The sequence below is a fragment of the Zhongshania sp. genome (assembly GCF_047636175.1).
GTDB lineage: Bacteria > Pseudomonadota > Gammaproteobacteria > Pseudomonadales > Spongiibacteraceae > Spongiibacter.
Genome location: NZ_JBLIKC010000034.1, coordinates 1 through 14,666 on the forward strand (window position 1 = coordinate 1; position 14,666 = coordinate 14,666).

Consider the following 14,666-nt stretch of genomic DNA (forward strand, 5'->3'; position numbering starts at 1 on the left):
TACATTCTAAGCGAGGCTTTAGTTTAATAGAGCTTATGATTACTGTAGTGATAATCGGTATTTTGGCTTCTGTCGCCTATCCCTCCTATCAAGAGCAAGTGGCTAAGTCGCGGCGTACGGAAGCGAGTAGTGCGCTGCTATCGGCCGCTCAAGCTTTAGAGCGGTATTATTCGGCAAATGGGCGCTATACAACCACTTCGGCAGGCTCGACTTTGCCGTCGGTATTTTTGACTAAGGTGCCAGAAAATGGCGCAGCCTATTATACCATTACGTCTAGCTCTGCTTCCGCCAATGCATTCACACTCAGGGCCAGTCGAGCGGGATTAATGGCAAACGATGGCTGCGGAGATTTTACCTTAGATGAAACAGGGTCCCTTGCTATAACGGATATACCAATGGGTTCTTCAAAAACCATAAGCGATTGCTGGCGACGCTAGCTAAGATTTCGTTGAATTTGTTTCTACCGGTCATCGAGACTTAGCTGGCACCGACCTAACTCCCTCCTAAAGTGTAAAGCGAGTCATCACAATTGCATGCTTTTATCCTTAGGCCGTTACTACCACTGCGCGTACAGAAATCATTCTTACTAAGTTTGCTGCTCCGAGTGGGTACTGGGAATAACGTCAGAAAAATTTTATCCGTCTGATGCGCAGCTCACCAGTAGCTTTGATCTGATGGTGGCTTGACGTCAACCACAATGTCAGGACTGGTTTTGTTGAATGGAGAAATTCGCTGCTCGCTATTGAGCGGGGACGACGATTCGATCTTTAAATCCAATGACGATAGGCCACTCATGAGTGGTCGGCGGATGTATTATTTTTCTAAATAGCCTCAGGTAGCCGCCGGTTTTAATTGTCTAGCTGATATTTTTTGAGCTTGTAGCGGAACTGCCTAAACGTCACCCCAAGCATTTTTGCCGATTCAGTTTTATTCCAGCGGTTAGCTTCCAGTGCATCGGAAATAATCTGCATTTCTATATTTGCAAGATAGCTCTCCATATCGCCCTTGGCGGCCTCCACATGCGATAACTCGTTTGTCGTTGTTGCCGACGTGTTAGCACCTTCAATATTTGTCGGCGCGGAGGGCAGGGACAAGTCATCTGGTTTTATGATGCTGTTCTCGCAGAGCGTAGCCGCGCGCTCAATAATATTTTCTAGTTCGCGCACATTGCCGGGGAAGTGATAATCGCACAGGGTTTGCAGTGCTTTATCGCTCATGACCGGAGGTATCAAACCCCACTCTCTGCCGATTTTATCGAGCATGAATTTCGCGAGTAAAGGAATGTCTGTCCGGCGATCTCGCAAGCTTGGCACTTGTACTTCAATAACGTTAATTCGATAGAACAAGTCACTGCGAAAATGTTCTGCGGTAACGGCTTTACTCAAGTCTCTGTGGGTAGCGCTGAGTATACGAACGTCGACGGATATTTCTTGGTTGGAGCCAATTCGCCGAACCGCTTTTTCTTGTATGGCGCGTAATAATTTCACCTGCATATTCAAGGGTAGATCAGCCACTTCATCCAAAAATAGCGTGCCGCCATTGGCTGCTTCAAATAGACCTTCTTTGTGGTCATAGGCGCCGGTAAAGCTGCCTTTGGCGTGGCCAAAAAACTCACTTTCTACGAGCTCGCTGGGAATTGCACCGCAGTTTACGGGTACGAACGGTGCATCGCTGCGTGGGCCATTGGCATGAATGAGCCGAGCAACTACCTCTTTACCACTGCCGGACTCACCGCTGATGTAAATTGGCGCCTGGCTGCGTGATAATTTGATGATCTGTTCGCGCAGGGTGACGATGCATGCGGTTTCGCCGAGAAGTCGAGTATTGCTGCTACCGTCAAATTGGGTGTCGCGGAGGCCAAGTTTTAAGGCGCTTTTAACAAGGTTGCGGAGTTGCTCTACTGAAACCGGTTTATTAATGAAGTCGAAAGCGCCAGCCTTTAATGCGTCGACTGCCACCTCGGTGCTGCCGTAGGCGGTTAACACCGCGACCGCGGTGCAGGGGGATGACTGTTGGATATGGCGGACTATTTCTAGACCGGAGCCATCAGGTAATTTTATGTCCGTTAGACATAAGTTAATTGCGGAGTCTGACTGCAGTGCCCGTATGGCATCGTGAACGTTGCCAACGGCAATGGTTTTCAAGCCCATTCGACTAATGGTGATATCGAGAAGTTCTCGAATATCCGGTTCGTCATCGATAATTAATACGGTTTTTTGCATCTGTTTAGACTCTTTTAAAATTCTTTTTTAGTCTGCGATAGTGCCGCGGTCAGGGTGGGAAAATTGCAGTCGGAAGCAGCTTTCTCCGCGCTCTGTACGGCGATAATAAATGTGTATTTGGTTGGCTAAACAAAGTTCTCGACACAAATAAAGTCCCAAGCCGTTGCCCTGTTTTTGTGTTGTGAAAAAGGGCTCAAATATTTTGTCTTCATCTTCGGGTTTGATGCCTGACCCGTTGTCGATGATATCAAGACTTACTGCTCCGGAGCTGGCATTTTTTATGCAGCGAAAAGTAAGAATGGCTTTATCACTATTTTCGGCACCATGACGTGCACCATTCTCTGCAATATTAGAAATAATTTGCACTAGCTGGCTGCGATCGACATTGACGTCGTCATCCTTTAGAGCGCTGTCCACGTTAATATCCAGCGGTTTACGGTTCGATGGTTGCCAGTCATCTAGAAATTGTTTTAGCCATGAGCTCAGTGCAAAGCGCAGCGGCTCTGGGCTTCTACCGCGCGATAATTCTAGAATATTTTTTATAATGTCGTTCATACGTAGCGCGTGATTGTGAATGATGGCCGCAAAGCGCTGATCCGCATCTTTCAAATCAGGGCTTTCTGCTAATAGTTGCGCGGCGTGGCTTATGGCGCTCAGCGGGTTGCGGATCTCATGAGCAATACTGGCGGTAAAGCGGCCTAGCGAAGCCAATTTTAGATTTTGTGCTCGTTGATTAATTTTACTGATGTCTTCGAGGTAGAGTAAGCGGTGGCTATCACTATTTTCTTCAAGAATGCTCATGTTGACATGGACGTCTAAATGCCCCGCGCCAATATTGATAACTTTGGTCGTGTTTTTATGATGGCGGGCCATGTCTATCAGCACATGAGGCACATAATGGTTGTTGTCTTTGACGGGGGTGGGGATATCGAGTAACTCTGTGGCGGCCGCATTGATGAGTTTTATTTGCCCGGTTTGGGTCATCACGACTATTCCGGTCTGAATGCGCTGCACAATCCGCTGATTGATTCGCGACAACTGCTCTATGTCGGTACGACGGTGTTCGGCCAATTGCTGGGCTTTAACGATGCGCGCGCTTAAATAGCGGATGGCAATAGCGGCCGCAAAATAGGTGGTGCCGGTCATGCCTGCAACAATAAATCGTTGGGAAGATACCCGTTCGCTCAAAGTGTGGGCGGCGACTTCGCTGATTACAGATATGGTTGCCAGCGCGGCAATGGCTAAGCTTAGCTGCCCGGGCATGGTAATACTGGCGGCGCTGATGGTGACAATGAGTAATAGCGGCAGGCCAGAGTCGGCGCTGCCAGAGCAATAGCTCATTAGCATGATGACGCCGACGTCGACAAAAAACTCGAAGAATAGCTGGGTTTGGCTATATTTGGCGCTAAACAAGGTGTGGATTAGCAGGGCCACAAAGGCGAAGATCGTGTAGCCGATGACGGCGACGGCAAACCATTTTGGTGCAAGAATTCCCAAAGTGGAATTTGCTGGCCCAAATAGTAAGGCAATCAGTATCATGCTTGCTAGAACAAGCCGATACGCGCTATACACTCGCATTATGGCCCGTTGTTGGAAGAAGTCTTGCGCAAAAAACATATTGTGCCCTGATGTTAGCTAAAGCGTAGTTTATACGCCCATAGTGGGGGATGCACTCTCGCTTATTTGCTAGAATAGATCGCTGTATTCATGTGCTTGCCTGGGGACGACCGGGTATGGCCTCGTTTTTATTTATGGAATTGTATTAATGACCTCCCTGCGTATCGTAATGGCTCAGATAAATCCCGTCGTCGGAGATATTGAGGGCAATACAAATAAGATTATTGCCAACATTGAAACGGCGGTATCGCGTCACGACCCCCAGTTGATTTTGTTTCCGGAATTAGTGATTACAGGGTATCCGCCTGAAGATTTATTACTGCGCTCCAGCCTGGCGCACCGCGTTGAGCGCGCGCTGCAGCGCATCGCCAGTCATGCGCCCAAATGCTACGTAATATTAGGCTATCCGCGCTCGACGGATGGTTATTTGTATAACGCGGCGGGTGTGTTTTTCGGGGGCAAGCTGGTCAATGAATATCATAAGCAATGCTTACCAAATTACCGGGTTTTTGATGAGAAGCGCTATTTTAAGGAAGGCCGCGAAACCCTAGTGATGGATATTTTTGGTGTCCCTACTGCGATTAGTATTTGTGAGGATGTTTGGGAAGATGCACCGACGGCCGGCGCCAAAGCAGAAGGGGCCAAGTTAATGTTAAATCTCAGTGCCTCGCCCTTCCATGCTGGCAAACAGATAGAGCGTGAAGCCTTGTTAGCGCAACGCGCTTGGCAGGGTGGCATGCCGGTGGTGTATTGCAATCTCGTCGGTGGCCAGGATGAACTGGTATTCGATGGCGCTTCAATGGTGGTGTCTGAGGAAGGGGAATTAATTGCGCGCAGCCCCGCCTACGTTGAATACATTAATTGCGTGAGTGCTCGCTGGGATGGTCGCCGTTTGCGCTTTGATGACGGCGAGGTTAGTGATCTGCGGCCGGTATTAGAAGACATATACGAGACCTTGGTGTTGGGCGTGCGTGACTACGTCAACAAAAATGGTTTTAACGGTGTGGTCTTGGGCTTGTCGGGTGGTATCGATTCGGCGCTGACTTTGGCAATAGCCGTAGATGCCTTGGGTGCGGACCGCGTTGAAGCCGTGATGATGCCGTTCCGCTATACCGCGTCCATGAGTATGGAAGATGCCCAAGCCCAAGCCAAGGTGCAGGGTGTGAGCTATAAAGTGATCTCGATTGAAGCCTTGTACGAGAGTTTTATACTTGCCTTAGCTGATGAGTTCGCGGGTATGTCTGCGGACAAAACAGAAGAAAACCTGCAAGCTCGCTGCCGGGGTGTGTTGTTAATGGCAATATCAAACAAGAAAGGCTATTTGGTGCTCACTACCGGTAATAAGAGTGAAGTGGCGGTGGGCTACTCGACCTTATACGGTGATATGGCCGGTGGCTTTGACGTCCTAAAAGACGTTGCTAAAATGCGGGTGTTTGAGTTGTCGAGATATCGCAATACCGTGTCGCCAGTTATTCCGCAGCGGGTTATTGATAGGCCGCCATCGGCTGAGTTGGCGCCGGGGCAAGAGGATCAGGATAGTCTGCCACCCTACGATATTTTGGATCAGGTACTGGAACGCTATATAGAGAACGACGAGAGCGCCGAAACCATTATCGAGGCGGGCTTTGATCGCGAGATGGTGTATCGTGTCTTACGCTTGGTTGATTTAAACGAATACAAGCGCCGCCAATCGCCTATAGGAACACGTATCACCGAGCGCGGCTTCGGGCGTGACCGCCGCTACCCGATTACTCAAAAATGGCTTATCGGCGACTAAGATTTTCCTGATGGTTGCGGCAAGCGTGGCTGTCGCATCTGCCAGTACTGTGAATTCAAACGGTTTATGCTAATCCGGCGAGTTTTTTGCTTCGTATGGCTAGTCTGTGGTCGTTTTTATGACTGAGCAGAATGCACTCTTTAACTACCTCTGAAATAAAATCGGGATCGCAATGGAATTACGGGCAAACAATGTCAGCAAACTGCGTGATGGTTATTTCGACGTATTGATTTTAGGTGGTGGCATAAATGGCGCAGTATCTGCGGCGTCATTGGCAGCTAAGGGCGTGAAGGTCGCTTTAGTGGATCGAGGTGATTTTGCCGGCTCAACCAGCTCTAATTCATCTAATTTAGCGTGGGGCGGTATTAAGTATTTAGAGAATCATGAATACTTTTTGGTCGATAAACTCTGCCGCAGCCGCAATCACCTAATGCGCAGCTACCCGTCAACGGTAAAAGAAATTCGATTTTTGACTACCATCCAAAAAGGCTTTCGTTTTCCGCCTTTTATCGTCTACCTCGGCACCATTCTTTACTGGATTATTGGCCGCTTTGCCACCCGCGCACCCAAATATTTGAGCCCAGCTGGTTTGAGTAAGCGTGATGGCGTTATTGATACTGCCTTGGCAGCGGGTGGCTTTGAATACTCCGACTGCTATCTCTACGACAACGATGCACGGTTTGTGTTTAATTTTATTCGCAGCAGTTTGAATTACGGTTGTATCGCCGCCAATTATGTGGAATCTATGTGCTCTGAGCGCCGGGGCGGGCTCTGGCATACCCAGTTGCAGGACAAACTAAGCGGCGAGATATTTGAGGTGCGCAGCCGGGTATTGATTAACGCCTGTGGCCCCTATGTTGACACTCACAATCAACTTGCGGGTCAAGACACCGAGCACCGGCATTTATTTTCTAAGGGAATTCATTTAATTGTTGACCGGATCTCCGAAACTCATCGCATCCTTACCTTTTTTGCCAGTGACGGGCGCCTATTCTTTGTGATTCCCATGGGGCCAAAGACCTGTATTGGTACCACCGATACTCAGGAGAGTAGCCCCGAGGTTGAGGTGACCGCAGCAGATCGTCAGTTCGTACTCGATAATGTGAATGCCATATTGAAGCTTGAGCGGCCCCTGACTCCTGAAGATGTGATTGCCGAGCGCTGCGGCGTAAGGCCGCTGGCGTTAAAGGGACGTGAGGGTGTCGCTGACTGGGTTAAACTGTCGCGTAAGCATGCAATAGACATTAATAGTGACGATCAGCATTTAAGCATTTTCGGCGGTAAGCTCACCGACTGCTTGAATGTAGGCGACGAAGTGTCGGACATTGTTGCTAAGTTGGGTGTCGCTGTGCCCTTTCCTGCTAAACGTTGGTACGGCGAACCTAGCAATAGTGTAAAAGAAGAGTTCATGCATCAAGCCATGTTAATGGGGCTTGATGATATGACGAATGCATCGTCTTCAGAGCCCTTAACGCAGCGTTTGTGGCGGCGTTATGGTCGCAGCGCACTAGAGATGTTAGAGATGATTCGCGAGGACCCCAGTAGCGCTGAGTTACTAATTGAAAATGCTGAATATCTGCGCTGCGAGATAGAGCATGCGGCGCGAAGAGAGATGATTACTAAGCTGGAGGATTTTTTACGTCGCAGATCTAAGATTTCTCTGGTGGTGCGTCGTGATGACATCATCAATGCACCGGGTTTGAAAGAAGCTTGCGAAATTTTATTCGGCGATGAGGCCGATGCAAAATTGCAGGAATACATTGCGGCGACCGCATAGTCATGGTGTCTAGCTTGCGTTAGATAGGGAGTGGGCACAAAAAAGGCAGCCTAAGCTGCCTTTTTGATTTAACGCTATTCGACCGGAGTGTTATTCCTGTTCGCGGTTATCAAATTTGGGTGGGTCGTAGCGGTCAAATAAACCGAGAGTCGCCTTATTTATCACCGAGCCTTCCTGATCAATTCCGACCTGGCTGATAAAGTTGCCCTTTTTATCAAGTGAAGGATGGTCAGGGAAGTTTTTACGCAATACCGTTAGCGGCTGTTCGGCTAGATCTTCCATGCCCAATAGCAAATATGCCTGAACCATAACCGCCAGTGCATCGGGTGTTGCCGGTGTTTGTGGCAAGTTTTCAATTACGTAGCGACCACGATTAGCCGCGGCCAAATAGGCTTTGCGCTTGAAGTAGTAATTAGCGACATTGATTTCGTAACGAGCTAAGCGGTTGCGCAACTGAATCATCCGCGCTTTGGCGTCGTCAGTGTATTCGCTGTCAGGGAAGCGTTGGAGCAACTGGCGGAAGTCGTCAAACGACTGAATAGTCGAGCCGGGATCACGCTGGGTCATATCGGTGGGAATAAAGCGCTCCAAGAAGCCTTCGCCATCGGTATAGTTTGCGAGGCCACGCATATAATAGGCGTAGTCGACTTTTTCATGTCGCGGGTGTAGACGAATAAAGCGATCTGCAGCGGCAACAGCAGCGTCATTATCGCCACGGCGGTAGTGGGCGTAAACGATTTCTAGTTGCGCTTGTTCAGCGTAAGGACCAAACGGATAGCGGCTTTCCAGTAGCTGCAAATTATCAACAGCCAATGCAAAGTTCTTGCTTTTCAGGTAGCCTTGCGCGGTTTCGTATATTTCCCGTTCAGATAAATCGGGGCGGTCTGGTTTACCAGCACAGCCGGCGACCAAAACGGTAATAAATAGTAGTGTAAAGACCTTAACGACAGCTTTCATGTAATTTTTCCAAATAGCGGAATATCCCAACGACCCCTTGCCAAAGCGAGGGCCTGCTATTTAAACACAGCGCGCAGATGGTATAAAGAATCACATATGACCGAGATTATTGATCGACAGGAAATCGTCCCCGAAGCACACAATGGTGGTCGTTTTGACCAGGTGGCGGCGCAGTTGTTCCCAGAGTACTCCCGCTCTCGATTACAAACCTGGATAAAAAGCGGCGAACTCACTGTTAGCGGTGAACTTAGGCGTACCCGCGACAAGGTTGTGGACGGCGAAACCCTGTGTTTAAAGGCGGAATTACAGGTTGAGGTGCGCTCGGTGGCTGAGCCCATCGATTTGGATATTGTCTACGAAGATGATTATGTTATCGTCATTAACAAGCCAGCGGGGCTGGTTGTTCATCCCGGTGCAGGTAATCCCGACGGTACTTTGCTGAACGCCCTGCTAAATCATTACCCTGAAATCGATAAAGTGCCGCGAGCGGGTATTGTTCATCGTCTCGACCGGGATACCACCGGCTTGATGATTGCCGCTAAAACCGTGGAAGCTCATACTAGCTTGGTTTCGCAGTTGCAGTCGCGAGAAGTACACCGTGAGTACGATGCCGTGGTGTTTGGCACCATGACCGGCGGCGGCACGGTGGAAGAGCCTATGGGGCGTCATCCCCGCCATCGCACCAAGATGGCAGTATCGCAAATTGGTGGCAAAGATGCCGTGACCCATTATCGGGTAACGCGTCGCTTTCTTAATCACACCCATATCCGCTGTTTCTTAGAAACTGGCCGCACCCACCAAATTAGGGTGCATATGGCATACATAAAATACCCCTTATTGGGTGACCCGCTATATGCCGGACGTCCGCGCTTGCCTAAAGGCGCAACCGAATTGCTGATTAATACCCTGCGGGGCTTTGACCGTCAGGCACTCCATGCCCGTAAATTGGAACTGGAGCACCCCATCACTGGCGATACCATGTCTTGGGAGGTGCCCCTTCCTAGTGATATGAAGGCTTTGTTGGCTGTTCTGTCGACGGAAGATGTTCGCTAGATTATTTTTGCGCGGTGGTATCGAGCGAGACTGGAGCCCACACAGTAATGACAAGTTATGATCTTATAGTCCCTAATTGGCCTGCACCCGCAAATGTGGTTGCACTAGCGACTACCCGCATGGGGCTGCCGGATTATACGGGCGCTAGTTCCGGGGCATACTCCCACTTTAATCTCGGCGATCATGTCGATGACTCACTTTTAAGCGTTGCAAAGAATCGAGCGGCCGTACTCGCAGCCTGCGATAAATTAGATTCCATTGTGTGGCTGCAGCAAGTGCATGGCGTTGAGGTTTGTGAGGTCTCCGGTGTCAGTGCGGCGCCAGTTTGCGCGGATGCCAGCATTACCCAAGCCAAGGGGCTAGGGTGTGCGGTGTTAACCGCCGATTGTATCCCCGTCCTGTTTTGTCGCATAGACGGTGGTGAGGTTGCTGCGGCTCATGCGGGTTGGAGAGGCTTGTGCGCCGGTGTCTTGGTCAATACCGTGACGGCTTTTAATTCTCCCCCACAGGAATTGATGGCCTGGATAGGGCCGGCGATATCACAGGCGCATTTTGAGGTTGGCCCAGAGGTGTATCGGGCTTTCTTAAAGGGATTTAGCGGCGTGTCTAAGGCTCAAATTGAGAATGCTTTTAGACCCTCTGCCTATAAGGCTGAATATTTTTATGCTGATATTAGTGCCCTCGCCCAATGTCAGCTGCAAAACCTAGGCGTGGCCTGGGTCGGTGGAGGAGATCTGTGTACCTATGCTGATGCCGATCGTTTTTATTCCTTTCGGCGCGATGGCCAAACCGGTCGCCAAGTCAGTCTTATTTATCGTCGCTAATTATTTATAGCGGTATCTCCTTAGCTATTCTGCTTGAAATTGTTCAGTTAGCACCCCATTTAAAGTTCAGGGACGGCGAAGTATCACTTTGCCTATTCGTGATCTTTTGGGAGAGCCCGATATGCGTGCTGATCGTTTTACTAATTCTTTACAAACTGCACTTGCCGACGCGCAATCCATAGCGCTAGGTAAGGATCATCAATATATCGAAGCTGTCCATTTGCTGTCTGCATTGCTAAAACAGCAAGGCGCCAGTACGAGACCCCTGTTGACTCAGGCTGGCGCTAATATTCCGGCATTGGAGCAAGCGGTGGCGACTGAGTTGAGTCGTTTGCCAACGGTGCAAGGTGCTGGTGGCGATGTCCACGTATCTCAAACCTTAGCCAAGATTTTTAATATAAGCGATAAGATTTCGCAGCAGCGCCAAGACAGCTATATCTCCAGCGAATTAATTTTACTAGCGATGCTTGAAGTTGGCGGTGAGGCCGCAAAGTTGATCACTGACAATGGTGTCGCTAAACCTGCCTTACTGGCAGCCATCGATAAAGTTCGCGGTGGCCAGTCTGTCAATGACGCCTCAGCAGAAGAGTCGCGGCAAGCACTTGATAAATATACGGTAGACCTAACCGAGCTAGCGGCATTGGGAAAGTTAGATCCGGTGATAGGTCGCGATGACGAAATTCGGCGCACCATCCAGGTCTTGCAGCGTAGAACAAAAAACAATCCGGTTCTAATTGGTGAGCCTGGGGTTGGTAAAACCGCAATTGTTGAGGGTTTAGCGCAGCGAATAATTAATGGTGAAGTACCCGAAGGCTTAAAGGGTAAGCGTGTGCTTTCCCTAGATTTGGCCGCGCTGTTAGCAGGCGCTAAATTCCGCGGTGATTTCGAAGAACGCTTAAAAGCGGTATTGAATGAACTTGGTAAAGAAGAAGGCCGGGTTATTTTATTTATCGACGAATTACATACCATGGTTGGCGCAGGTAAGGCCGAAGGTGCGATGGATGCCGGTAATATGTTGAAGCCTGCGCTGGCGCGGGGCGAGTTGCATTGCGTTGGTGCGACAACCTTAAATGAATATCGTCAGTCTATTGAAAAAGACTCGGCACTAGAACGCCGCTTTCAGAAGGTGTTAGTCGAGGAGCCATCTGAAGAAGATACGATTGCGATTTTGCGTGGTTTAAAAGAGCGCTATGAAGTCCACCACAGTGTTGATATTACCGACGCGGCTATTATTGCCGCGACTAAATTATCACAGCGTTACATTACTGATCGTCAGTTACCTGATAAAGCCATCGATTTAATAGATGAAGCGGCAAGCCGTATTCGTATGGAAATTGATTCTAAGCCCGAAGTCATGGATAAGCTTGAACGACGCTTAATTCAATTAAAAATACAGCGGGAGGCCGTAAAGAAAGAGGATGATGACGCGGCGCGTAAACAGTTAGATAAATTAAATTTAGATATTGATAAAGTTGGTAAAGAATTTTCAGATTTAGAAGAAATTTGGAAGGGTGAAAAAGCTGCGTTGCAAGGGTCTGCGCAAATTAAGGTGGACCTTGAGAAAGCCAAATTAGATATTGATAACGCCCGCCGCGCGGGAGATCTGACGCGCATGTCAGAATTGCAGTACGGGGTGATTCCGGGATTAGAGAAAAAACTCCTCGATGCCGATGCGGTAGATCATGGCGAAATGCAGCTGCTGCGCAATAAGGTAACCGAAGAAGAGGTTGCTGAAGTGGTGTCTCGCTGGACCGGTATTCCGATCAGTAAAATGTTGGAAGGCGAACGCGATAAATTACTGCGCATGGAAGATGAGTTGCACCGCCGTGTGATTGGTCAAAGTGAGGCGGTTGACGCAGTATCAAATGCGGTAAGGCGCTCTCGTGCTGGTTTGAGTGACCCCAATAGACCAAACGGATCGTTCTTGTTCTTGGGGCCAACGGGTGTCGGTAAAACAGAGCTTTGTAAAGCCTTGTCGATGTTTCTTTACGACAGTGAAGACGCCATGATACGTATCGACATGTCGGAGTTTATGGAGAAACATTCTGTCGCGAGACTTATCGGTGCGCCTCCAGGTTATGTCGGTTATGAAGAGGGTGGTTACTTAACTGAAGCGGTACGCCGTCGTCCATATTCTTTGCTGTTGTTGGATGAGGTGGAGAAAGCCCATCCCGATGTTTTTAATATTTTATTGCAGGTTTTAGATGATGGTCGTCTTACGGATGGCCAGGGTAGAACAGTAGATTTTCGCAATACTGTGATTGTGATGACATCGAACTTGGGCTCAGATGTGATTCAAGAGATGACATTGGCAGCGAGCGGTTACGATAAAATGAGAGAGACCGTTTTGAATGTGGTGTCTGGCCACTTTCGACCTGAGTTTATTAACCGCATCGATGAGCTAGTTGTGTTCGAGCCCTTAGACAGAGCTCAAGTTCGGGCTATTGCCAGTATTCAAATAGGAATACTTAATCAACGGCTCGCCGAAAGAGAATTGCGTTTAGAAGTGAGTGATGAGGCGATGAGCCGCTTGGCCGATGTTGGCTTTGATCCAGTTTACGGCGCAAGACCTTTGAAACGCGCTATTCAGCAGCGTTTTGAGAACCCACTCGCACAGCGATTACTGAAGGGTGAGTTCAGCCCTGGGCAGACTATTACGGCGACGGTTGACGGTGAAAACATTGTATTCACCACGCCACGTTTACAGTAATAGCGAAAGTAATACTTAAAGTAATAGCTAAAGTAATATTTAAAGTAATAGCTTGATGTTGGGCGTGTAGATAATTTTTTTTAGTGATCGGTATTTGTTTTGGCAGCGTACACGGCGTTCCATAAGTAATAACCGAGGTATCACTATGAAATTATCTAAAAGGGGGCAGGTGCTTGCGCTGTCACTACTCAGTGCAAGTGTTATAGGACAATTTGCAGTTGCATCAAGTCACCGAGAAGCGCCGTTTATCGCTGGTTCGCCCAAGGTTGATGGCACTGATTTTTATATGTTTCGCAGCTATGAAGAAGGCCGGGGCGACTTTGTTACTCTGATTGCTAATTACCAGCCGCTGCAAGATTCTTACGGTGGTCCCAACTACTTTACAATGGATCCCACCGCACTTTATGAAATCCATATCGACAACGATGGCGATGCAGTCGAAGATTTAACCTTTCAATTCGAATTTAATAACGCCTACGGCCAAGCTAATTTATCTGGCCTAATTCGCGACGGCGGTATTGATACCGGCGCTGGCAGTGATGTTCAGGTGCCCTTAGCGGCTTTTGGACCTGCGGATGTAGTGGGCGGTCAAACCGGACTGCTTAACGTGGTCGAAACCTATACTGTTAATGTGGTGAGCGGTGATCGCCGCACCGGCAGTAGCAGCGCAGTTACTGAATCAGGCGGCAGTAGCAGTACATTTACCAAGCCCGTGGATAACATCGGTGCCTTGACGATTCCCGATTACAACGCTTATGCCAACCAGTTCATTTATGAAGTGGCCGTGCCGGGTTGCGCTACCCCGGGTCGTTTATTTGTGGGTCAGCGCCGCGAAGGCTTTGTGGTGAATTTGGGCGAGATTTTTGACCAAGTTAACCTTAATCCTCTCGGTGCGCGTGATTCACGTAGAAATACCATCGACGATAAAAACGTGACTTCCTTGGCTTTAGAAGTGCCAGCAAGTTGTTTAACTAGCGGTGACGATACCGTGGTTGGCGGTTGGACAACGGCGAGCAAGCGTCAAGGTCGGGTTCTTAACCCATCACCGGCTGGTCCAACTGATAATGCATCAGGTAAAGGCCCATCAGTAGAGTTGGGTGCATGGACACAGGTCTCTCGTTTGGGTAGCCCATTAGTTAATGAAGTAGTTATTGGTATCACCGATAAAGACAAATTTAATGCTAGTGAGCCCAAGGATGACGTTGCAAACTTCGCTACATATGTGCTGTTTCCGACGCTGCCAACCATTGTAGAAGTATTGTTTGGTGTGCCAGCGCCAATGCCAGAAGGTGGTCGTACTGATTTGCTAGCGGCCTTTGTAACTGGTTTAACGACTGGCCCCAATGATACGCCTGCTAACTTTAAGTTTACCTCTCCGGCTAATTTGACTACGCCTGGTGAAATGCTTCGCTTAAACACGGCAATAGGAACTGTGGTTCCAGGAGCGAGCGGCTATAGCGATCTTGGTTTTCTAGGCTGTGATTTGGCTGGTTTCCCTAATGGACGTCGAGTAACAGATGACGTGGTAGATATTGCCCTTACTGTTGCTGAGGGTGCATTATTGGGTGTTAATGGCCTTCAAACCTGTGACTTAAGTGGTTCTTCTCCAGTAGTTGCTAACCCCGGTACGGTTGTAAACGATGGTGCCTTGCCAGTGACAAGTGATTACCTGACAGTATTCCCATACCTAAATACACCTTTCGCTGGTGTTGCAACGACTAACAGATAA

10 protein-coding genes are annotated in these 14,666 nt (G+C 48.9%); 7 read left to right on the forward strand and 3 right to left on the reverse strand.

Annotation, left to right across the window (positions count from 1 at the left end):
- The coding region (locus tag ACI955_RS15800) for a type IV pilin protein (protein ID WP_415244707.1) at window positions 1–437 on the forward strand (437 nt) is incomplete at its 5' end.
- Window positions 438–848: 411 nt separating this feature from the next.
- Here the strand turns inward: ACI955_RS15800 and ACI955_RS15805 are convergent.
- Both ACI955_RS15805 and ACI955_RS15810 read right to left on the reverse strand, forming a co-directional pair.
- A complete protein-coding gene (locus tag ACI955_RS15805) occupies window positions 849–2,222 on the reverse strand; it encodes a sigma-54-dependent transcriptional regulator (protein WP_415244708.1) in 1,374 nt (457 codons plus the stop codon).
- Window positions 2,223–2,249: 27 nt separating this feature from the next.
- Window positions 2,250–3,839: a sensor histidine kinase gene (locus ACI955_RS15810; RefSeq protein WP_415244709.1), complete on the reverse strand. Its 1,590-nt coding sequence runs from the start codon at window positions 3,837–3,839 to the stop codon at window positions 2,250–2,252.
- Window positions 3,840–3,987: 148 nt separating this feature from the next.
- Here ACI955_RS15810 and ACI955_RS15815 point away from each other — a divergent pair, with 148 nt between their 5' ends.
- Together ACI955_RS15815 and ACI955_RS15820 are read left to right on the forward strand one after the other, a co-directional pair.
- On the forward strand, window positions 3,988–5,616 hold the full coding sequence (locus tag ACI955_RS15815) for an NAD+ synthase (protein WP_415244710.1): 1,629 nt from the start codon (window positions 3,988–3,990) through the stop codon (window positions 5,614–5,616).
- A 172-nt stretch (window positions 5,617–5,788) separates the two neighbouring features.
- Window positions 5,789–7,393 (forward strand): FAD-dependent oxidoreductase, encoded by a 1,605-nt coding sequence (locus ACI955_RS15820; protein WP_415244711.1) that lies wholly within the window; start codon window positions 5,789–5,791, stop codon window positions 7,391–7,393.
- A gap of 90 nt (window positions 7,394–7,483) precedes the next feature.
- Here the strand turns inward: ACI955_RS15820 and ACI955_RS15825 are convergent, their stop codons facing one another.
- Window positions 7,484–8,350 carry an outer membrane protein assembly factor BamD gene (locus tag ACI955_RS15825; protein ID WP_415244712.1) on the reverse strand — a complete coding sequence of 289 codons (867 nt, stop codon included), beginning with the start codon at window positions 8,348–8,350 and terminating at the stop codon, window positions 7,484–7,486.
- 96 nt (window positions 8,351–8,446) lie between these two features.
- On the opposite strand from ACI955_RS15825, the gene rluD reads away from it, so the two are divergent.
- The 4 genes from rluD (at window position 8,447) to ACI955_RS15845 (ending at window position 14,666) form a co-directional block, all read left to right on the forward strand.
- On the forward strand, window positions 8,447–9,403 hold the full coding sequence (rluD, locus tag ACI955_RS15830) for a 23S rRNA pseudouridine(1911/1915/1917) synthase RluD (RefSeq protein WP_415244713.1): 957 nt from the start codon (window positions 8,447–8,449) through the stop codon (window positions 9,401–9,403).
- Between the two features lie 47 nt (window positions 9,404–9,450).
- A complete protein-coding gene (pgeF, locus tag ACI955_RS15835) occupies window positions 9,451–10,227 on the forward strand; it encodes a peptidoglycan editing factor PgeF (protein ID WP_415244714.1) in 777 nt (258 codons plus the stop codon).
- Between the two features lie 121 nt (window positions 10,228–10,348).
- Window positions 10,349–12,937, forward strand: coding sequence for an ATP-dependent chaperone ClpB (gene clpB, locus ACI955_RS15840; RefSeq protein WP_415244715.1), 2,589 nt, complete (start codon window positions 10,349–10,351; stop codon window positions 12,935–12,937).
- 145 nt (window positions 12,938–13,082) lie between these two features.
- A complete protein-coding gene (locus tag ACI955_RS15845; protein WP_415244716.1) occupies window positions 13,083–14,666 on the forward strand; it encodes a DUF4331 domain-containing protein in 1,584 nt (527 codons plus the stop codon).

Coding starts and splice junctions, on each gene's coding strand:
- ACI955_RS15805 (WP_415244708.1), bottom strand. CDS start 2,222: ATGCAAAAAACCGTATTAATTATCGATGACGAACCGGATATTCGAGAA.
- ACI955_RS15810 (WP_415244709.1), bottom strand. CDS start 3,839: ATGTTTTTTGCGCAAGACTTCTTCCAACAACGGGCCATAATGCGAGTG.
- ACI955_RS15815 (WP_415244710.1), top strand. CDS start 3,988: ATGACCTCCCTGCGTATCGTAATGGCTCAGATAAATCCCGTCGTCGGA.
- ACI955_RS15820 (WP_415244711.1), top strand. CDS start 5,789: ATGGAATTACGGGCAAACAATGTCAGCAAACTGCGTGATGGTTATTTC.
- ACI955_RS15825 (WP_415244712.1), bottom strand. CDS start 8,350: ATGAAAGCTGTCGTTAAGGTCTTTACACTACTATTTATTACCGTTTTG.
- rluD (WP_415244713.1), top strand. CDS start 8,447: ATGACCGAGATTATTGATCGACAGGAAATCGTCCCCGAAGCACACAAT.
- pgeF (WP_415244714.1), top strand. CDS start 9,451: ATGACAAGTTATGATCTTATAGTCCCTAATTGGCCTGCACCCGCAAAT.
- clpB (WP_415244715.1), top strand. CDS start 10,349: ATGCGTGCTGATCGTTTTACTAATTCTTTACAAACTGCACTTGCCGAC.
- ACI955_RS15845 (WP_415244716.1), top strand. CDS start 13,083: ATGAAATTATCTAAAAGGGGGCAGGTGCTTGCGCTGTCACTACTCAGT.